The 22074-nt window shown below is 41.8% G+C and carries 12 protein-coding genes; 8 read left to right on the plus strand and 4 right to left on the minus strand.

Going from position 1 to position 22074, the window contains the following annotated elements; translation table 11 throughout:
* The first annotated feature begins 251 nt into the window (after window positions 1-251).
* Window positions 252-2777 (plus strand): NlpC/P60 family protein, encoded by a 2526-nt coding sequence (locus tag HMPREF0091_RS04655; protein WP_010242065.1) that lies wholly within the window; start codon window positions 252-254, stop codon window positions 2775-2777.
* Window positions 2778-2987: 210 nt separating this feature from the next.
* Here HMPREF0091_RS04655 and HMPREF0091_RS04660 read toward each other — a convergent pair whose 3' ends face one another.
* Complete coding sequence (locus HMPREF0091_RS04660; protein ID WP_006303137.1) at window positions 2988-5423, minus strand: KUP/HAK/KT family potassium transporter; 2436 nt, start codon at window positions 5421-5423, stop codon at window positions 2988-2990.
* A 125-nt stretch (window positions 5424-5548) separates the two neighbouring features.
* Between HMPREF0091_RS04660 and HMPREF0091_RS04665 the strand changes: the two genes are divergently transcribed.
* Window positions 5549-7114, plus strand: coding sequence for a S10 family peptidase (locus HMPREF0091_RS04665; protein ID WP_006303138.1), 1566 nt, complete (start codon window positions 5549-5551; stop codon window positions 7112-7114).
* 360 nt (window positions 7115-7474) lie between these two features.
* Entirely contained in the window at window positions 7475-8224 is a 750-nt protein-coding gene (locus HMPREF0091_RS04670) for a nucleoside phosphorylase (RefSeq protein ID WP_006303139.1), read from the plus strand.
* Window positions 8225-8449: 225 nt separating this feature from the next.
* Here HMPREF0091_RS04670 and rlmKL read toward each other — a convergent pair whose 3' ends face one another.
* Window positions 8450-10921, minus strand: coding sequence for a bifunctional 23S rRNA (guanine(2069)-N(7))-methyltransferase RlmK/23S rRNA (guanine(2445)-N(2))-methyltransferase RlmL (gene rlmKL / locus HMPREF0091_RS04675; protein ID WP_006303140.1), 2472 nt, complete (start codon window positions 10919-10921; stop codon window positions 8450-8452).
* Window positions 10922-11353: 432 nt separating this feature from the next.
* On the opposite strand from rlmKL, the gene HMPREF0091_RS04680 reads away from it, so the two are divergent.
* Window positions 11354-13078 (plus strand): phospho-sugar mutase, encoded by a 1725-nt coding sequence (locus HMPREF0091_RS04680; protein WP_029575190.1) that lies wholly within the window; start codon window positions 11354-11356, stop codon window positions 13076-13078.
* A gap of 194 nt (window positions 13079-13272) precedes the next feature.
* Here the strand turns inward: HMPREF0091_RS04680 and HMPREF0091_RS04685 are convergent, their stop codons facing one another.
* Window positions 13273-13716 (minus strand): arginine repressor, encoded by a 444-nt coding sequence (locus tag HMPREF0091_RS04685; protein ID WP_006303142.1) that lies wholly within the window; start codon window positions 13714-13716, stop codon window positions 13273-13275.
* 507 nt (window positions 13717-14223) lie between these two features.
* Between HMPREF0091_RS04685 and HMPREF0091_RS04690 the strand changes: the two genes are divergently transcribed.
* Both HMPREF0091_RS04690 and deoC read left to right on the plus strand, forming a co-directional pair.
* A complete protein-coding gene (locus HMPREF0091_RS04690; protein WP_010242076.1) occupies window positions 14224-15327 on the plus strand; it encodes a hypothetical protein in 1104 nt (367 codons plus the stop codon).
* A 239-nt stretch (window positions 15328-15566) separates the two neighbouring features.
* Window positions 15567-16208, plus strand: coding sequence for a deoxyribose-phosphate aldolase (gene deoC, locus HMPREF0091_RS04695; protein WP_006303144.1), 642 nt, complete (start codon window positions 15567-15569; stop codon window positions 16206-16208).
* A gap of 134 nt (window positions 16209-16342) precedes the next feature.
* Here the strand turns inward: deoC and HMPREF0091_RS04700 are convergent, their stop codons facing one another.
* On the minus strand, window positions 16343-18556 hold the full coding sequence (locus HMPREF0091_RS04700; RefSeq protein WP_006303146.1) for a transglycosylase domain-containing protein: 2214 nt from the start codon (window positions 18554-18556) through the stop codon (window positions 16343-16345).
* 266 nt (window positions 18557-18822) lie between these two features.
* On the opposite strand from HMPREF0091_RS04700, the gene tyrS reads away from it, so the two are divergent.
* Both tyrS and HMPREF0091_RS04710 read left to right on the plus strand, forming a co-directional pair.
* The gene (gene tyrS, locus HMPREF0091_RS04705) at window positions 18823-20055 is read left to right on the plus strand and encodes a tyrosine--tRNA ligase (protein WP_006303147.1); all 1233 of its coding nucleotides are present in this window, start codon (window positions 18823-18825) and stop codon (window positions 20053-20055) included.
* A gap of 51 nt (window positions 20056-20106) precedes the next feature.
* Window positions 20107-22011, plus strand: coding sequence for a glycosyltransferase family protein (locus HMPREF0091_RS04710; RefSeq protein ID WP_006303148.1), 1905 nt, complete (start codon window positions 20107-20109; stop codon window positions 22009-22011).
* Window positions 22012-22074 lie beyond the last annotated feature (63 nt).

The following is a 22074-nucleotide window of genomic DNA, read 5'->3' on the forward strand; positions in this document are numbered from 1 at the left end:
CATGATTTTACTGTCGTTTTGGCGGACGCATAGAAACACATTGATCGAGTGTGTTATAAATGCAAATCATCAATAGGTTACCTTTTGAACGCATGCATAAACGATGACTTTAATTTACCTGTTTTCCATAGTTTTGCTGTAGCACATACCTGATGATGAGCGTATACTTTTGCACGGATTTTGTAAGTTTATCGTGTAAAGCATGAAGTATTGCTTGTCAATATACATAAACAAGAGCTTTGTGTGTTGTCATGTTGAAATTCGAGGTGATCTCTACGAAAAAACAGTGTATTCATCCTTTTTGGGTGCGCCATTCAAAAGCTCAACTTATAAGAGGACTCGCACTTTCTGCAGTTGTAAGTGGTCTACTTTTTGGTTCGTTGTCTTCATCTGTCTTTGCTGCTTCAAAGGCGGATACTCCACAGACAAGCATATCAAATACAAATGCGCCTCATAAAGCAAATACGTCAACCGCGCCCACGTCAGAAGAGGTTCCTCAGACAGGATGGGTTCGTGACAATAAAGGTCTTTATTATCGTTTAGAAGACGGTAGCAAAGCGTATTCTACGTGGATAAAGACTGATAAGGGTTATCGTTATGTTACTAATGACGGTTATTGTGCCCGTGGTTGGCTGTGGATGCCTAACGGTAAATGGTTCTACTTTAATAAAGACTCCTACCAGATGGTAACAGGTAAACTAACCGATGGTAATAAAGACTACTGGTTAGATGAAAATGCAGGACTTCTGTATGACCGCTGGGTACAAGATAGCCAAGGAAACTGGTTACACACCGATGATAATGGAGTCTTAGCAACAGGCTGGTTTAAGACCAAAAGCGGATACTGGTTCTACTTTAATCAAGACCATACTATGAAGACAGGTATCCTAACCGATAAAGGCTATACCTTTTGGTTAGATAAAAACGATGGATTACTCTATAACGAGTGGGTAAAAGACGAATCTGGTAACTGGCTTCACACCGATGGTAATGGTTGTCTTGTTAAAGGTTGGTATCATGCACCTAACGGTAAATGGTTCTACTTTAATAAAGACTCCTACCAGATGGTAACAGGTAAACTAACCGATGATAATAAAGACTACTGGTTAGATGAAAATGCAGGACTTCTGTATGACTCTTGGGTACAAGACGCTAAAGGTAATTGGCTTCACACCGATGATAACGGTGTCTTAGCAACAGGCTGGTTTAAGACAAAAAGCGGATACTGGTTCTACTTTAATCAAGACCATACTATGAAAACAGGTATCTTAACCGATAGAGGTTATACCTTTTGGTTAGATAAAAACGATGGATTACTCTATAACGAGTGGGTAAAAGACGAATCTGGCAAATGGCTTCGTACTGACGGTAATGGTTGCCTGCTTACTGGTTGGTATCATGCACCTAACGGTAAATGGTTCTACTTTAATAAAGACTCCTACCAGATGGTAACAGGTAAACTAACCGATGGTAATAAAGACTACTGGTTAGATGAAAATGCAGGACTTCTGTATGACGCTTGGATTCAAGTTAGTCAAAATTCCTGGATGCACACTGATAGCAATGGAGTATTAGTTAAGGGCTGGTATACCATTTCTAACGGTAAACGTTTCTTCTTTGACCCGCAGGATCTACTCACACGCTTTAAAAAAGTTGCAGTAGATAATCATTTCTACTGGATAGATCAAGATGCAGGACTTTTGTACAATACCATTGTAAGCGATGGTAACAGCAAATTCCTTATTGATGGAAATGGCCAAGTTCAAGGTCAAATTACAGATGATGTATTTATTGCTTCTGATGGATCAACTCCTACAGGTTTAATTTCTGCGTGTGGTAAGAACTTTTATGTAGATCCTCATTCAAAGAAACTCCGTAAGGGTACTTTTACGGTTAATGACCTCCATTTTTATGCGAACGACGATTATGTTTTGTTGGATCATACTGAAGAAATCAACGGTAAGCTCTACGCATATTCAAAGCTGGGCACACCATGCTCTGGCTGGCTTTATAGTAATGACGCATGGTATTATGCTGCCGATGCGTCTGGTTTATGTGCCACTGGTTGGCAAAAAGTAAACGGAGTTTATTATTATCTTGATCCTACAACCTATCAAATGCAAACTGGTTGGTTAACCGATCCAACGGGTGTATTTTACCTTGAGTCAAACGGCGCCATGCTTGCAAGTTGTGATAAAACTATTGATGGATATGTATATCGCTTTGATTCTAATGGTCGTTGCGATAAAGTGGGTTATCAAAATCCTGCAGGTTATTTCCGTGTATCATCGTGGAATGTACCTTCGGTGTGGGGAGCTCCGTATCCATTTAACTATATGACGCCTTCGCGTATTGGCGTGAATGCCTCAAGACAAGAGTGTATTGATGCTTTTCTAAGTCGTGCTAAAGAATATATAGGTACTCCGTATGTATGGGATTATGCATGTGCTCCAGGTGTTGGAACCGATTGTGTAGGACTTGTCATGCAATGTGCATATGCTTGTGGTATGGATTTGGGCGAATTTAATCCATATGATCACTGGGCCACAGGTCCTTATGGTTGGCATAGTCATGATGCTAATAATTTATACAATAGTGGCATGTATCAAAGCATTAATCTTGCAGACAGACAACCAGGAGATCTCATATTCTGGCGCGGTCATGTTGCAATTTACTGTGGCGGTGATTGGATCATAGAAGCTTATCCGCCTGACGTACATTGGAGCCACTTGTATGATCATGGAGCTCCTATTGGTTGTGGAAGAATCTTTATCTAGCTTGTCTTGCGCGCGCTCATATGAGCGCGCGTTTTATATGAAGGCTCTTATTTGTTTATTAAATGACAATTTTGTGTATCAACAGCAATAACACGTTGAAAACCAACAAAGTTTGAACCTTATAACCATATATAAATGGCTCTTGACTGTATTCTAAACAGTGCTCAAGAGCCATTTTAGGTAAACACTATGAATTAAGCCTGTGAGTACTTATTGCGTGTGTTTAGGCGTATTACGCGTGTTAGAAGGATGAGTTGTGTGGTCATGCGGCAGATTATGCATGTCTTGCGCCTCAGGTTCAAAAATGCCCGTATCAGTGCCTATAAATTCTTCACCTTGATAGCTATACTCATCATCTTCACTATCATCGTTATCATCCAGTCTAAGTGGTCTAAAGCTAGCTGTATCTCCACCAATAAGTGAGTGTTCAACCGACTCATACGAATCTGCAAGTTCGTGTTTAACGCTGGCAGAAAAGATATCTTCATCACTGTCGTCTATGTGCATAACTCCTGTTTGTTCAGGAGAGGGGTTTACGTGAAGTGGTTTCATAATGCGTGTAAGGCGGTGCTGCTGTTTTGCTCGTGTAAAGAGTGGTACATACTCAAAAATAATGCTTGAGTTTTCAAGGCCATACCATTTGACAGGCGATCCGCAAAGTCTACGAATAATATACTTAGCTTCAATTACCACGCGATTAAGACCAGAGATATTGGTTTCGGGCGACAAAACCTTACGCAGCATGCAGAATCTAAAGTCGCCAACATTGCTATTTTCTCGATAAATTGAATACTTGTGATGCTGAGGGTGCAGAATTCGCGCATCTACCATATCGGAAACAATTTGATACAGATAGGTATTAATTCGCTGGTTTACTCTAAATCCAAGACGGAGCTGTACTTTAAAAATAAAGTTGGTACCAAAGTTTTCTACCAAATATTCGTGAGTGTATGGTTCATTGGTAACTTTAATATTTACAAACCAGTATGCTTTTGCACGTTTTGGACGCTTATCCAAAATTGAGTATAAAATGTCACGGTCAAGACGGTCTTGAGATGAGTCATTTGATAAAAAGACAATGTTGTCAGCGGTAAAGGGGAATTCACGGTCGCGTTTAAGACGGCGCAGCTGATCGATATATTTAACGATGGGTAAATAGACGGTTTGTGTATGTTCTACTGCTGTTGCGCGCCTCCATATATACATAATGGCAAACATTGCTGCTGCCATAAGCACGGTAAAATATCCACCATGGAAAAACTTGGTGAGCGATGAGAAGAAAAACATCAGCTCAATTGCACCAAAGAACAGACCAAAGATAATAGCTGCGGGTTTGTTACGTTTAATTGAAGTTAAGTAGGTGTACAACAAAATGGTGGTCATTAACATGGTTGCGGTGATAGCCAAACCATAGGCAGCTTCCATATGATTGGAGGTTTGGAAGATAAGCACAACAAGTATGCATGCAAGCCACATGGTATTGTTAACAAGCGGGATATAGATTTGACCTTTATTAAGCGATGGATAATTTATTTTCATATGTGGCATGAGGTCTAAGTGAATTGCTTCGGAAATAATGGAATACGAGCCAGTAATAAGTGCTTGAGATGCAATAATAGCGGCAAGAGTTGAAAGTATAACTGCAAATACGCGATAATTTGGATCGATCATCTGAAAAAACGGATTTAAGTCGTCCATGCTTGCAAGCCCTAATGATGAGTTATGCACAAGTATCCATGCACCTTGTCCTAAATAGTTAAGGATAAGGCAGGTCTTAACAAAAGGCCACGTTGCAAAAATATTGACCTTACCAACATGGCCCATATCACTATAAAGTGCTTCTGCACCTGTGGTACAAAGAAACACGTTACCAAGCACCATTAAACCAGCAGCATTTATCTGGCCATTAAACAAAAATACAATTCCACGTATGGGATTAAGCGCGCGCAAAACATTGAGATCGGCGCATAAATTGAGAAGACCTGAAATGCCTAAGTAGAGAAACCATACGGTCATGATAGGGCCAAAAGCCTTACCAATCGAAGATGTTCCTGATCGTTGTACAAAGAACAAAAGACAAATAATAGTGATGGTAATAATTACAACCACGCTTTGGCGTCCACCCATAAGCACGCGTATAAAAGGAATGGTTCGCAGACCCTCGATGGCGGTGGTAACTGTTACGGCAGGTGTTAAAATACCGTCTGCAAGTAGTGCAGCTCCGCCTATCATAGCAGGGATAATAAGCCATTTTCCAAAACGCTTGACAAGTGAGTACAGCGCAAAAATACCACCTTCATTGTGGTTGTCGGCGCTCATTGCTACAAATACATATTTTACGGTTGTAATAAGGGTAAGCGTCCAAATAATAAGTGAAAGAGCTCCTAATACAACATCTTCTTTCATAGTCATAAGTCCGCCGTTGCCTGTCATAATGGCTTTAAGCGTATACATGGGACTTGTTCCTATGTCACCATATACAATACCTAGAGTTACCAGCATCATGGACGCGCTTAAGGGTATAGACGGCATTTTAGCACGCGCTGTTGCCGCAATGCGACCCGTTTGTCCTATGCGACCTGTGACGTTTGCATTTTGTATCGACTGCATATTGCCACCAGATGCGCCAGAAGACGATGTAAACATGAACACCTAATTTCTTTATCCATTTTCACCTAAAAATTTGTAGGTTAACCCGTATAATAGGGGAACATACAAATATATATGTAATCCTATCTGATTTAAAAAGTTATGCAAGTAAGGAGATTTCTATGAGTGATACAACACCACAATCATTACAAGATGGCATTGCTGGTGCGCAAAATATTCAGCCACAAAGTTCAAGTCGTGCTTCAAAAATAAAGGACGCCTTTATTACTGTTCCTGCGCAAACACGAATTGATTTGCCCAAGGCTGCGTCCACAAACCTTGTATGGCGTGGATCACACGAAACATCAGGAGAAATGATCAGTTATCAAGCGCAGGCATCTCATGTGGATGTACGTTCTGATACAGGAGCGCTTATTGGTAATATGTTTTCCATGTCCTATCTTGCTTTGGACGAAAATGGAAAAACGCAAAGCACACGTCCTGTTACCTTTGCTTTTAACGGCGGTCCTGGATGCGCTTCGGTTCCTATCAATTTTGGTGGCTTAGGTCCTCGTCGTGTAGTATCAAATGGTGTTAAACATCTGGGTACTCCTATTGAAGTTGAAGATAACCCATATACTCTTTTGCGTTCAACCGATTTGGTATTTTTAGATGCATTGGGCACTGGTTGGTCAACTGTTGCCGAAGGTGCAGACACTTCGTCTATTTTTGGTGTTGATGGCGACGCTGACGCATTTTGTCGCGCAATTACCACCTGGCTTGAGGAACATAACCGCTGGTTGAGCCCTGTTTATCTGTTTGGTGAGTCTTACGGAACTACCAGAAATGCAGTTTTGATGCGCCTTTTGGGTGAAAAAGACATCAAAGTTGCAGGTGTGACCATGTTGTCTGCTATTTTTGACTTTGCCCAGGTAGAAGAGGGTAGTGACCTTTATCATTTAGGCATGCTCCCAACTATGGCCGCAACTGCTCACTTCTTTGGTAAAGCAGGTGCACAAGAAACTATTGAATCTTGGTTTGATAAAGCGCTTGCATGGACCGATAAAACGCTTGCACCTGCGCTTTTACAAGGGGATCGTCTTGATGTCAACGAAGAAGAGCGCGTTGCACAAGAGATGAGTCACTTTATTGGGTTACCCGAGGCTCATATTCGCGCTTGTCATTTACGTATTACGCTCGACGATTTCCGTCGTAACCTTTTGTATGAACAAGGACGCGTGGTAGGTCGTTTGGACATGCGTTATTCAAGTGATGCTCCTGTTGCTGTTCAGTCGAGTAGTTCTTGGTTTGCGTCGCAAGATCCTGCTGATGATGCAGTTGAGGCAAGCTGGACAAGTGCATTTAGAGACTTTTGTCATAATACCTTAGGATATTCATTTAAGACTCCGTATATGTCTATGAACTATGATCGCGTAGGCGTTAACTGGAAATGGGAACATACCACACCGGGCAAAGATGGTTCAAGCATGTCTGCTAACGTTGCATACGACATAAGCGTTGCCATGCGTAGAAATCCTTGCATGAAAGTATGCATATTAGGCGGTCGCTACGATGCGGCAACTACCTATTGGAATGTTCTTCACGACATTTCCTGCCAGTTCCTTTCTCCCGAATTAAAAGAGAAACTTGAGTGGCATCTGTATAACTGTGGTCACATGGCATATACCGATGCTCCAACGCTTGCGCAGCTTTCCAAGGATATGGAAGCGTTTTATAAGCAGGCATAAATAAGCACGTATACAGACACTCGTGTATGAGCAAACATAAAGGTGCTCGTGCTGTTTGAGTTTACATTTTAGGCGCACCTGCATATGTTTCGTAGGTGCGCTTTTTCTCTTATATCTCTATAACTCCGCTTTTCGAGCGCATGTATGCAAAAACAAAATATGTTAGTTTAACTGTGAGAACAGCTGATTATTTTAGATGCAGAAAGAGACAGGCTTTTGAAAGCTGTAGATATGAGACACTATCTGAATGAGTCGCTTTTGAAAGAAGGCGGTCATATAGGCAATGGGATAAGACCTAGCGAAAGAAGAAAAGGCTATGCAAAGGTATTGGATAGATACTAGAAATTAAGGCGTTAAATTATGATAATAGATAGTTATGATAACAATACAGAGCCTGTTATAAGCCTAAAAGACTTTTACAAAGAAAGAAAATATTTAACAGAAAAATGTTTGATAATATTTTCAAAAATTATAATCGATTATTTACTTGATAACTTTGAATGTCAAAAAATTGGTACTATAGAATCCGTTAATGGTTCAAGACCCGTATATAAAAGCACTTTTGAAGGTCAGGAATTTGCCTTCTACCTTACTATGATGGGGTCAGCTCTTGCTTCAACAGATTGTGTAGAAGTTAATTGGATTACTGGTGCACATAAATTTATTATGTTTGGATCTTGTGGAAGCCTCGATAAAGAAAAGACTTTTGGCAAGTACATTATACCTACAGAAGCTTATAGAGGTGAAGGAACATCTTATTATTATGCAGCTCCTTCGGATTACCTTGAAATTAAAAACCATGATAAGGTAGAAAAATTTTTTATCAAAGAAAACGCTCCCTATACTAAAGGAAAGGTCTGGACTACAGATGTTATAATACGTGAAACTCGTGGACTTGTTGCAAAGAGAAAAGCTGATGGATGTATAGCCGTAGAGATGGAGCTTGCAGGTATTCAAGCAGCTTGTTCTTTCTATGGGCTTGAGCTTTATACTTTTCTTGAAGCAGGAGATGTCTTAAATGAGAGTTCTTATGAAGTTAAAGGGCTCCATAGTGCCAACCATGATCTTGGCAAGTTGTATTTAGCTTTAAAATTTTTAAAAGAAATATAACATTAAAAATAAAGAGATTATTAACTTTTACTTAAGTAGTGAATATATGAAGATGATTTCTAGCAGCTTACTTTCGACAATCGAGCTATAAAACATCTGAATTGTTGAAGATGGAGAAATTCCAAGTTGTTTCAAAATATCTATCAGATGTTCTATGGCTGTTCTTCTCTTACAACTTTAGCGACGACCTCGGTCACGACTTTAGCCACGACCTTGGTCGCAACTTTAGCCGCGAGTTACGATATACGCATGGTGTACATTTTGCGTACGCGCAAAATCAAAAGGAATGGTATCCGCGGTAATATCGTGTATGACAACGCCTGCTTTGCCAAGCGCTTCTTTGTTGAGCGTAAAGTGCTTAAGATTGCAGCAAAACAGGGCTTTTCCATCTCGTGTTAAAAGACGAGAAAGTGTAATAATTAACTCAACATGATCGCGCGCAACATCCCATGTTTTTCCATGCATTTTATTTGAATTTGAAAACGTGGGAACATCACACAAAATAAGATCCCATCTGTTTTTGCTATGACGCATATCCTGTATCCACGTAAGTACATCCGCACGAATGTATTCATGTTGATTGCCTTTAAATCCGTTTCGCTCCATGTTACGCTGTGCCCATTGAAGCGTTGGCGCGCTCATGTCAACTGTTGTGGTATAGTTTGCGCCTCCATCGGCAGCATAGCAGGTAGATGTTGCAGTATAGGCAAACAGATTCAAAAAGCGTTTGGAGCCTTTCATTGCTTTCGCCATCTCGCGCACGCGGTTTCTTACTTCTCTAAAGTCAAGAAAAATTCCGCAGTCATGGCGTGCGGTAAAATTAACTTCAAAAATCAAGCCGCCTTCTTCGATAAGATGAGATCCTTCGGGCATGCTTGATTTGCGCAAAGGCGATGCGCTTGCGTTGCGCAAAGCCGTTGTGCTTGCATCGCGCGTATGTGCGGTTTTACGAATATTGCTTGTCTGTGGCATATGATATTGCGATCCACCTTTTGCCTGCATTCTGGTGTGAACGAATACATCTTCGGGTTTGGTTTGGAGTATCAGCGATGCAATATGCAACGTATCATAGAGTCTGAGCTTGGCTTTCACGGGATCGATAACTTTTGGTGCTTTATATTCAGAAATATTAAGCCAACGCTGCGCCGATCCATCTTGCGTTGCGGTCTTTGTGGTGCGCGGTTGATACGCATTAAACATATCTATTGAACAGGCAAAATCGGGGAGATCTGCATCGTAGACGCGGTAGCAACTGACATCTTCGCGTTTTGCCCAAGACCCGCGCTGCTTGAGCGTTTTCTTAAACCGCGCAGCAAATTGAGCCGCGCCTTTATCAAATATCGTAATGTCTTGTATACGTCCTTGTGACCAGGTACCGCCAAGCTCACAAGAATACAATTCACGCGCGGCAGGACGTAGATTACCAAACAGCACGGTTTGCGTACCCAGGCGCGTGGTGCACGTTTGAGCAAGTAAAGCATCGCCAGCTTCGTGTGCTAACTCATCAGGAATGCTTACCGTTAAACTGCGTTTAAGCGTCTCAGAAGAATTTTTAGTCGGCTCATCTTCCTTACAGGTTGCCTGTGCTGCTCGAATAAGTTTACTCACTCTATCAGCACATACGGCAGTTGAGCTTACATCTGTTTGGCTTGCGTTGAATATAAACGCGGTTGCAGATGCGTTGCTTGCAACGTGAGGTGCGTTTGAGTTATTTGCAATGCTTTGACCTTGTGAAAACTTTGTATATCGTTGTATAAATTCGTCAAAATCAACAGTTTCAAAATTTACGCGTGAAGCTGATACATGCGCACGTGAGAGCATAAAACGTATAGTTTGTATACTTTTACGTTGAGTGGCTGTGTCATCGTATAAAACCAGAGTGCACCTATGATTTTGATAGCGTTGCTCGTCTTTTTTTGATTGTTCGATAATGTTTTCCCATATATCGGGCTGGTGACCTTTCCACTTTAAAAATCCCCAATGTATACGATTACGACCACATGCAAGATGTAGCGCTTGTTCTACAGCTTCAATGCAGAGCGTTCCACTTTGAGGATATGCACATACCAGTGTTGCATGTTCATGTCGAACACAGCTGTACCAGCTGCTTTGGCTTAACAGAGCAGCTGCATAATCAGGGCGCAAAAATGCAAGATGGTGTTGCGTGCTCTTTTGGGCTTCCCAGCCGCGCTTAAAAAGTGGCTCACCACTTAAATCAATGCCGAGTGTTGCGCGGTTTTTTGCAATGCGTAACGAAATCATTACGTCGGGGTGATGTGTGTCAATAGATGGACGCCATCCTTGCGTTTTTATACATGCATCGCATAGAGCGTCTTTTACCTTTTGCGCACTAAATATAGAATTGCTGAGGTTTTCATTGGTACCATGAGCGTCAATTGCACAGGTCGTACCACGATCTATATGCTCCCACCAGGGAATTTCCGCTGCTTGTTGGTAAAGTGTTTGTGCGTCTGTTGCATCGATATGTTTGATAACATACACAATACGCGACGCTAAGCGCGTATAAAGACATATAGTGTAAGCATCTTTAAGTGTCGAAAAAAACTGTACACGTCCTTGCAACGGGCGTGTTTTTACCGGAGCAATGCTTCGCAATTCGCGACTTAACAGCTGTTCAAATCCCAAAGGACAGCTTGCAAAAAACTCCATTTGATCTGCAACTGGCTGATTACTCATGTGTTAGATTGCTCCTTTAAATGGTTGTGCTATGGTACTTAGATAACGTAAGAGGACACCGATTCTTAATGTTTTTGCTTTGTAATATATAACGTTTCTATCTAGCATAGAGGATATTTGCACGCGCGCACGTCATAACATGTTGTAATACGCTTTATACATCCTAAAAATATAACGCTGCCAAGCTTGTACAAGACGCCGTGTATGTTTGCATGCTTAAAAATTAAGCAATAGATGATGGTTCGTAGCTATCTGCGTAGTACACACATAAAGCTTATTCGCTGTAGTACACGCATGTATACCCAGCTTACGCGGTCTATAATCTTCATGCAATATGAAAGCGTTTGTTTTCGTCTTTACATCTGTCGTAATGTTACCTATGATGGTTTTGTGTGTAATTTTTTTCTTTCAACTAAAACCAAGGAGATTTTGATGGATTCACAAACTCAAGAGCGCATTGAGCTGTGGCGTAAACATGTAGAAGATGAAGATTTGCGTCAAGAGTTACAAAGCCTTTTAGATGCAGATTCCCAAGAAAAACTCAACGATGCATTTTATCGTTGTCTTGAATTTGGTACTGCTGGTTTGCGCGGAACGCTTGGTGTTGGTACCAATCGTATGAATGTTTATGTGGTAGCTCAGGCAACACAGGGAGTTGCAGATTATCTCAACGCTCATTTTGATAATCCCAGCGTGGCTATTGGTCGCGATTCTCGTTTAAAGGGCGAGGATTTCCAAAATATTGCAGCTCGTGTTTTGGCGGCTAACGGTATTCATGTGTATGTGTATCCACGTATAGAGCCGGTACCTGCGCTTTCGTTTGCTGTTCGTCATCTTCACACGTCGGCTGGTATTGTTATTACCGCTTCTCATAATCCAGCAATTTATAACGGCTATAAAGTGTATAACGATAACGGCGGTCAAATTGCCAATGAATGCGCTGCCGAGATTTCGGCATCTATTGCAAAAACTCCCGTTTTTGGCGGAGCAAAACTCATCAGCTTTGACGAAGGTCTTGAGCGTGGACTTATTGAGTGGACGCCTGAAGAAGTGCTTGATTCGTTTATCGAAAACGTTATGAAAACTTCTGTTGAGGGCTTTAAGGCTTCTGATGGTTATAAAGTTGTGTATACGCCGCTTAATGGTACTGGTAGAGAATGTGTTACTCGTATCTTAAAGAAGCTTGGCGTAGAAGATGTAACCATTGTTCCCGAGCAGGAATTTCCAGACGGTAATTTCCCAACTTGCACCTATCCTAACCCCGAATTTAGAAAGACTTGGAATTTAGGTTTACAATTAGCCGATAAAGTTAAGCCAAATCTGTTGGTTGCAACCGACCCCGATGCTGATCGTATGGGTACCGCCATTCCTCATAATGGCGATTACGTGCTGCTTTCTGGTAACGAAATGGGCGTTTTGCTTATGGATTGGCGTGCTCGCATGGCGCGCGAGCAAGGCGAAGATGTTGCTTCTAAAGTATGCGTGTCGTCTATCGTTTCTTCTGATATGAGTTGTGCGCTTGCAGAAAAATGGGGCTTTGAGCTCAGACGCGTGTTAACCGGTTTTAAATATATTGGCGAGCAGGTAGATCAGTTAACCGATAAAGGCGAACAAGATCGTTTCTTGTTTGGTTTTGAGGAGTCATACGGCTATCTTGCAGGAACTCATGCGCGCGATAAAGACGCTATTACTGCCACGATGCTCTGTGTTGAAATGGCAAGCTATTATGCTGAGCTGGGCTTAGACTTATACGAAGCTATGGATAAGCTTTATCAACGCTATGGTTATTACCTTAACAAAACGGTGAGTGCGGCATTTATGGGCGAAGCTGGAGCTCAAAAGATCGTTGCTATTATGAATAAGCTCCGTACAGCAGCTCCTTGTGAGTTTGGTGGTTTACGCGTAGAGTCTATGGTAGATTACCTTACCGATTGTGAAATGCAGCGTATTTCTGGGTTGCAGAAAGAGTCAAGTCAGCTGTTGCCACACGCAAACGTTCTTGAATTTAACTTAGAAGGCAAAAATAAGCTTATTATTCGTCCTTCTGGTACCGAGCCAAAGATCAAAGCATACATCTTTACCTATGGTTCTACACGCGAGGATGCGCTGCGTCTGCAAGACGAGCTGTCTTCTACGATTGACGAGCTGTTTGCGTAAAATGTTTGCTTCGTAAGGCGTGCTATGCTGGTTCTTATTAAGATGTAAAAGTAGTGCAAGTGTAGTAAACGTGTTACGTGCCATATGTGATGTTCAATAAAAACGTGCTCAGACTTATAAGAGTTTGAGCACGTATTTTATGCTGATTCTATTTGTAGCTTTTGGACTGTAAACGCCTGCTTTGTGTAGGCTTCTTATTTCATAAGCGTAGAATTGCGCAGCTTATTGATGAGCGAAACAAAATCTTCGGCGGCTTCCATGTCATCTGCTACCACTAATACAGTGTCATTACCTGCAACAGAGCCTTTAATTTCTGGAAGCGATGCCGCGTCAACTGCAGCAGCAACACCAGGCGCAGTGCCTGGTTGTGAATGGATAACTATTAAGTTACCTGCTTGATCAATATTGGTAACAAATTCTGACACCATGCGTTGCAAATGGAGATCTTCGGCAAGGACGTAAATACCTTCTTGAAGCTTACGCAAGCCCATATCGGCAATATCACGAGAAACCGTTGCTTGCGTGCAATTAAAACCAAGCGCCTGCAGCTGATCTACCAGAGCTTTTTGTGTACGAATCGACTGGCCACGAACAACATCACGTATGGCGTCTTGTCGATTGTTCCGCCGCTTGACCATGTAATCCTCCGAACATGTTGAGCATTCCTTTAATTACTCACCATATCCTTTTTCACACATACTTCGGCTCTCTCATGCCGTGGAACTATCAAAATTGGTATGTGTAAACCTTTTTGTAGATGAAGTGAGTATTTACCTCCTTAAAAATACGAAACAATGACTAAAATGTCAATAATTGTTACCTTTTGTTAATATTGGAGGGTAAAATGTACTACGCTATTTTTTACGCATCATTTATGACAGCGAACTGCAAACGCTATGCATACGCGATAGGATAAACATACTATGTTCGGCGTTGAGGATAGATGACAAACTTAACTTTGTTGCCTCAACTCACCTAACTTAGACGCTAACTTAGACACTAACTTCAACGCTTAATATACCAAGTGCGCACGTATCTCTCAAGGAATATTTGATATTACTTTTAAATACGCTAAACTTAAGCTATATGGATGCTCCGACCATGATTGCTGACTGTCTGAAATAACGTACGGGGAGGCATTGCTTATGGCATTTTTACAAGGTTCTCGCACACGAGGCATTGGGTCTTCTCGTCGTGGGAAAATGCTTTCTCGCACGTCTGCTACCTCACATTCTGATCGTGGTAACAACATGAGTGAGCCAGGCAAACGCCAGCGTTTTTCTCCGTATAAAAGTCATCGTAATTATCGTACCATTCGAGGTACAGATGCTGGTCTAACTTTACGCCATTTTGATCGCTCTCGACGAAAGTATAGGCTTTTTGGCAAGCTTTCTGATGACGCGGTTGCATATCTTCTCATGGGCATATCAGGAGTTATTTGTGTTGTGCTTTTGCTGTGCCTTGCCAATTGTGTAAGTGGATGTATACACGGGTGCACTCGCCAAGACACAACTTCTTCTCAAACGAACGAGCTTGATTCTCGTGTTGAGGCGCAAACGTCGCAAAATCTTACGCGTCAGTTTACAGACGTTCTGAATTATGCCGATAATATTACATGGATTGCAGCACATGCCCACTCATACCGTGATGAGCGTTTACCCGAGCTTGCACTACGCGAACAAGAGGCTGCTCCCTTTGTAAGAAGTATACTAGACAGCAGCATAACTGCACCTGCTTCAGACATTTCACCAGAACAAGGTAGTATGCCTACCTGTTACACCTGGGATGGTTTGTGGGGAAGCACCTCGTATGGTCAAGGAACTATAGCTACTGATGGCTCGGGTTTGGTATCGTGGTATATGATTCGTGCCATGCTTTTGGGTGATGGGTCGCAAACGCCTGTAGATTTTGCCGAACAAGCACATGAGTATGCAGATGATACTTGTGGTACACGTGGCGAATTTTTTACGCAGCACGCAAAAGAAGCCGGTTTATCAATCAAAGAATATAGTGTTTCGTTAGACAACTTAAAACTCTCTTGTGATGGAGACAAAAAGCTTGCGCTTGTTTGCTTAAAAGAGGGTGCTACGTCTCCATACCAACATTGGGCGGTTGTTGCGCGCGTTAATAAGAATTCCACGGTCTCTTTGTATGATCCTGCTAGCAAAAAAGCTACGGATGCTACGTGGGAGCAAAATCAACTTGTTGATAAAATTTCAAAGCTCTATACCGTAAGTGCCTTGTCGTAGAGGCTGTGAATGTCTCATAGCTAAGTCTCACGTATTGAACGTGCGCAAACATAGGCTTTATGTGTACGCATACGCGCAACTGATATGCTTGTTGATGTGCTTCCGTTGATATATTCCAATAGTTTGCTACCTCACAACAAAACGTTGAGAGCACCTATGCAGTCAGTTGCATGCAGTAATACTGTGCGGATAAATATCTACATGGATATATGTATTAATTTTTATAAGAAAGGTATGCTATGGAACTTAACCGCTTTATTGACCACACTTGTTTGGCTCCCAATGCTACAAAGCGCGATATTGAACGATTATGCAACGAAGCGGTAAGTTATTCGTTTAAGACGGTTGCAATTAATGGTTGCTGGGTCTCATATGCAGCACAGCTCTTGCAGGGGAGTAACGTTGGAATTAGTGCTTGCATTGGTTTTCCTTTGGGTGCTATGACTTCTCAGGCAAAAGCATATGAAGCTCGCGAAGCAGCACATAATGGTGCAACCGAGATCGATATGGTTATTAATATTGGGTTGCTTAAAGATAAAGCCTACGACGAATGTATAGCAGATATTAAAGCGGTTGTAGACGCTGCCCAGTTACCTGTTAAGGTGATTTTAGAATGCTGTCTTTTAACGTCGGACGAAATTGTACAAGGTTGCATGTGTGCACGTAATGCGGGTGCTGCGTTTGTTAAAACGAGCACGGGCTTTTCTGCCTATGGCGCACGAGTCGCCGATGTAGCGTTGATGAAGAAAACGGTTGGGGACGCACTTGAAGTAAAAGCTGCTGGCGGTATCCATTCGGCAGATGAGGCGCGCGCCATGATAGAAGCAGGTGCTTCCCGCATAGGTGCATCGGCATCATGTAAGATTTGTTCTAAAGACTAACTATTCAGCGCTTGTTATAACGCCTGTGGTTTCTCTTGTATCAATACTTTACATCGTTAAAGATCATGCCTTTTGAATAGAAATATCCCCCTTGCATATGTATATGTGCAAGGGGGTATGTTGTAGATGCAAAGTTAATGTTCGTTGGGGCTTTGGCCACCATTATGTCCACCTGGATTGCCTCCACCGCCTGGATTAGGACTTGGCGGATTAGGACTTGGACTTGGATTTGGACGAGGCCTTGGTGGGTTGGGATTTTCGTTTCCTGGTTGGTTAGGGTTTTCACCGCCTGAATTGTGCTCGTGAGTGTTTGCATTTTGATTGTGATTTTCGTGCTGAGTTTGGGTTTGCTGTTCTTGAGTTTCTTCAGTTTCAAGTGTTTCAAGTGTATCTGTTTGTGCTGTATTTGCATCGGCAGAGGTAAACTTAAAGGTCCATGAGTCATTAGGCTTAAAGTTTATAGTTCCCGTTGCATCTGGAAAATCGGCGACTCCTGCATCTCCGAGAGCTAGATTTATAAAATCACCAAATAAAGGAACAGCAGTATTGTAGGGGTGACCTAATCCACCGCCTACACGTACGGGTACTTCTTCGATATACCCAAACCAAATAGCAACCGATAAATTAGGGGTAATTCCGCAGAACCACAAATCACGACATTCTTGGGAGGTTCCTGTTTTCCCTGCAATAGGTTGTTTGATTCTTACGCTACCAGCAAGTTGACTTGCAGTTCCGCCCGCTTTACAAACGCCTTTCATTACATCAATGGTTGCACGCGCAACTTCGGGAGAAATTACTTGGCTGGGTGCATCTTTGTGTTCATATACGGTATTGCCATTTCTATCTTCGATTTTTGTAATTGCAATGGCATCGCGATGTTGACCTCCAGCTGCAATTGTTGCATATGCCTCTGCCATTTGAATAACTGGTACACCATCTACACCAAGGGTCATAGAATCGTATGCATCGAGTTTTGCGTGAACTCCTAAATTATGTGCCATGTCTGCAACGTTATTATTTCCCAGTGTTTGAGCCACTTGAACAAAGCCTGTGTTAGAAGAGACTGCAAAAGCGTGCTCTATGCTAATAGTTCCAAAACTTTGGTTGCCAAAGTTACCCAGTGTCCACAAGGGAGATATCTGAATTGGCGAATTACAGTTGACGCGTGTTTGTGGGCTCATACCATTATTAATGGCACATGCAAGCGTAAATGTTTTGAACGAAGAACCGGTTTGTCGATATGCTTGTGTTGCGAGATTAAACTGATTGGTATTGTAATCTTTTCCACCGATCATAGCTTTAATATGACCAGTTTGAGGCTCAACAGCTACAAGCGCTGCTTCGAGTCGTTTATTACCAATTAACTTAAGTCTTTTATCTGTTGCCTGTTGTGCTTTATCTTGAATAGCAGGGTCAAGCGTTGTATAAACCTTTAAACCGCCTTGCATAACCGTATTTTTATCAAAATCGGCAAGGAGAAGCTGCTTGATATAATCAGAAAAATAAGGATAGCGACCTTTACTATCACTAAACTTACCAGCATTTACTTGTAGTGGTTCGGCTGTTGCTGCGTCACATTCATCTTGTGTAATATCGCCTGATGTAAGCATACGCTGCAGTACGATGTTTCTACGCGCAACGGCATTATCGGGATTAACCAGCGGATCATAAGAGGATGGAGCTTGCGGCAATCCTGCAAGCGTTGCACTTTCTGCGAGTGTTAAATCTTTAGCATCTTTATTAAAATATGTAATAGCGGCTGCTTGAATGCCATAGGCACCATGACCAAAATAGATGGTATTTAAGTACATATTAAGAATTTGGTCTTTGGTGTACATTTTTTCCATCTGAATGGAAATGTATGCTTCACGAACTTTACGGCGTATGGTTTGTTCAAACTGTTCTTTTGATAAAACTGTATTACGAACAAGCTGTTGAGTGATGGTTGATGCGCCTTCAGATCCGCCGCGCGCGGTTTTTACAACAGCACGAACAATACCTTGAGGATCAACACCATTGTGTTTATAAAAACGGCTATCTTCGGTATCTACAATAGCTTTAAGTACGTAAGGAGAAATTTGATCTTTATTAACGCTTCTTCTGTTTTGTAAATAAAATTCTGCAATCACCGAATGATCTGCCGCATAAACGGTAGTGGGTTCACCTACTACATAGGCATCTGCGGAAGCATAATCGGGAAGGTCTTCGAGCCATGAAGAAATAAGAGAGCTTAACGAAAATGCAAGTGCAATACCAAATAATGCCATAAAACCAAAGGCACCGGCTATTCCAAATTTAACAGCATGAGTTTTACTGTGTTGTCGTGCTCTACGGGTTCTTACGCCCATGTATCCTCCTTACAGAGTCAGTAATACAACCATTATAATTGATATGTAGCTTAAATTGACTAATTCTTGGGTCTTTACCAAGAATAACAAATAGTTTACGAACATGTGTACTATATAGATTTTCTTATACCATGTGCTTCACCTGTGTAAAACATGATACAGTGTAAAGAAATACCTTGTATGTGTCTTATTATTTACAGCTGCATCATAGAGGTACTACGTAAGCTCCACAACTAGCGGTGCTCAACATATAATCTAACGTATACATGGAGGACAGAGCGTTGGTGTCAGTAGAAGAACAGCTTAAGGTTATTACTTCGGGTACTATGCAAATTGTTCCCGTTGATGAGCTTAAAGCAAAACTCAGTCGTCAAGAACCTTTAACCGTTAAACTTGGTGTAGATCCCACATCTCCCGATCTTCATTTAGGCCATGCTGTACCTTTGCGTAAAATGCGACAGTTTCAGGATTTAGGACACAATGTGGTTCTTATCATTGGAAACGGTACAGCTCTTATTGGCGATCCTTCGGGTAGAGATTCTACGCGTCCTCCTCTTACCGAAGAGGCAGTTGAAAAAAATGCAGCTACCTATGTTGAACAGGCTATGAAGATTCTCGATCCTCAAAAGACCAAAATCGTTCATAACGGCGAATGGCTTAAGCCTCTTGACCTTAGCAAAATGCTTGGACTGATGAGCAAGTTTAATGTAGCTCGCATATTAGAGCGCGAAGATTTTCACAATCGTTATACCAATAACCAGTCAATTTCACTCCATGAGTTTATTTATCCTGTTTTGCAAGCATACGATTCGGTTGTTGTTCACGCCGATGTAGAAATGGGCGGTAATGATCAGATTTTTAACCTTTTAGCAGGTAGAGATCTTATGCGTGCCGAAGGTATGGAGCCGCAGGTTGCACTTACTATGCCGCTGTTGGTTGGTACCGATGGTACTAAAAAGATGTCTAAAAGCTATGGCAATTATGTTGGACTCACCGATTCTGCAGATGATATGTTTGGCAAGCTCATGTCTATCCCCGACGAGCTTATTGCTTCGTATTACCGTCTATGTTCAACATTTTCTTTGGAAGAAATTGATGCGGTAGATGAGCAGTTTAAGAATAAAACAGCCGATCCGTATGCGTTAAAGCGCGCTTTGGCCGTAAACATCGTAACGCTTTATCACGGAGAAGGTGCAGGGCTAGCTGCACAAAATCAGTTTGATGCTCAGTTTAAACATCATGAGGTCCCCGATGATATTCCTGAGTTTTCTACCTCTCTTATAGATGTTAGTGACGATGGAATGGTGTATTTAGCAAAACTTATGGTTGATTGCAAACTGGCACCTACGTCAAGCGAGGCACGCAGGCGTATTGATGGTGGTGGCGTAAAAATCGATGGAAAAGCTGTTGCGCCTAAGTCGTATAACATTTCTCATGAGCGCTTACACGCGGGTACAGTTTTGCAATTTGGTAAGCGTAGCTGGGCAAAGCTTATATAGATTTTTGTTGGGTGTTAATTATTGAGTGTTGATCGTTGATTGGAAGATTCTATGCAGAATTGCACGCTTGCACATGTTATATTCGAAAATTCGCAGCGTTTTTATCAGTTTCCCACGCTTTACTGTTTCTCAACAGCGTCTTTGCAGCCTGTTGACATGTATCAAGCAAAGCTGTTGGGCGGTGCAACATATGATTTTACGTCGTTTATGAACGCATGTTCTGTGCAGAAGTGGGCTACCTATACCTATGCTCAGCAATTTTTCTTACACGTAGAATTTTTGGGCGCTCCCGCAAAAATTCAGCTTACCTACGCAAAAGCTTATGACGATCATGCTCAAACGTATCAGACATCTTATGAAATTGGCGGTACAACCGATGAATGGCAGACGCAAGACATTGCATATGAACTTGATAAAGATGTAGTGGTATGTGGATTTAAAATAACAACAACTTCTGATGCCATGATTCGTAACTGTTATTACTATACATCAGTTGCGCCTGAGCATGTTTGTACTCCTGAACTGGCTTTATGTACAACAACGTTCAAAAAAGAATCCTTTATCATAAAAAATGCGCATATGGTGCGTGATTACATTCTGGCTTCATCAGAGCCTATCGCCAAGCACTTTTCTATGCACATTGTTGATAATGGACGCACGCTTAAAGCAAGCGATGTTGAATGCGCAGGTATTGTTCTTCATCCTAATCCTAATGCAGGCGGTTCTGGCGGATATGCACGAGGTATGATCGAGGCAATGCGTCAAGACATGCCAGCCACTCATGTACTTCTTATGGATGATGATGTGAGCGTTTGCCCCGAAAGCATTATGCGTACCTATGCAGTGCTTTCTCTGGTGCGCGATACCTATCGTGATGCATTTATCAGCGGTGCTATGATGTGTTTGGATGCCATGGACACGCGTTGGGAAGATGTGGGTCATATGACCGAAGTAGGTCAATGTCTTCCTCTTAAAGAACCAGTTTCCATGGCTTATTTCCAAAACATTGTACGCAACGATGTGGCTTGTTCACACCAGGAAATCAAACACATCGCTGATAACAAGCATTGTTATGCTGGTTGGTGGTACTGTGTCATACCAGTCTCTTCTATTAAACGCTTTGGCTTACCTTTGCCGTTATTTGTACGATTTGATGACATCGAATATTCTTTGCGTGTTCGTCCAAAGTTTATCAGTATGAATGGTATTGCTGTATGGCATATGGGATTCAATGCAAAATATAATGCAGCAGTAGAGCGCTATCAAACTACTCGGAATTCTTTTATTACGCAGTGTACAACCCATATTGCTTCTGGACATTCGTTAGTTGTTCGTTTTAGAGACCTTGCTTTTGGACTTGATCTTAGAAAATTTAATTATGAAGACGCACGTTTGGCACTTGAAGGTTTTGAAGACTTTCTTAAAGGTCCGCGCTATATTATGAAACCCGGTACCGTAGAAGAGCGTTTTATGTATGCACATAAAGCAGCTGAGCATTTACTGCCAGCTAATGAGTTTAAAGCACAGCTTAAAAGTAAACTTAACTATACACTCTCTGATGTGTACGGCTCTTCGTATGTTGCACCTGTTGGCAATGAGTACAACGTTTCGCGTTCACTTAAACAAAGACTGATAGACCTCATTACGTTTAATGGACAACGTTTTACGTGGCTCGCGCGCTCTAAATCGGAACCTGCCATTATTGATGCGGCTGGATGGACATATCCGTCAGGAATTATTTCTCAGCGAACAACGCTTTTGGTCATTAATGGTCTTAATGGATCAGGAACTATTCGTACCCGTGATGTCCATGCTTTTCGTGAGTTGTACCATAGGTTTAAGCGTGATATGAAGTTTTATAATGATCATAAAGCTCAGCTTGAGCGTGCATATCAAGAAGCTATGCCAGAAATGACTTCCGTTGAGTTTTGGAAAAATTATCTAGGTATCAAGTAATACGCATAACAGTGACAGCTAACGTGCGAGTTGGGTATAGTTGCATGAGATTTACACGTTGCG

The sequence above is a fragment of the Fannyhessea vaginae DSM 15829 genome, assembly GCF_000159235.2.
In the GTDB taxonomy this organism is placed as follows: domain Bacteria; phylum Actinomycetota; class Coriobacteriia; order Coriobacteriales; family Atopobiaceae; genus Fannyhessea; species Fannyhessea vaginae.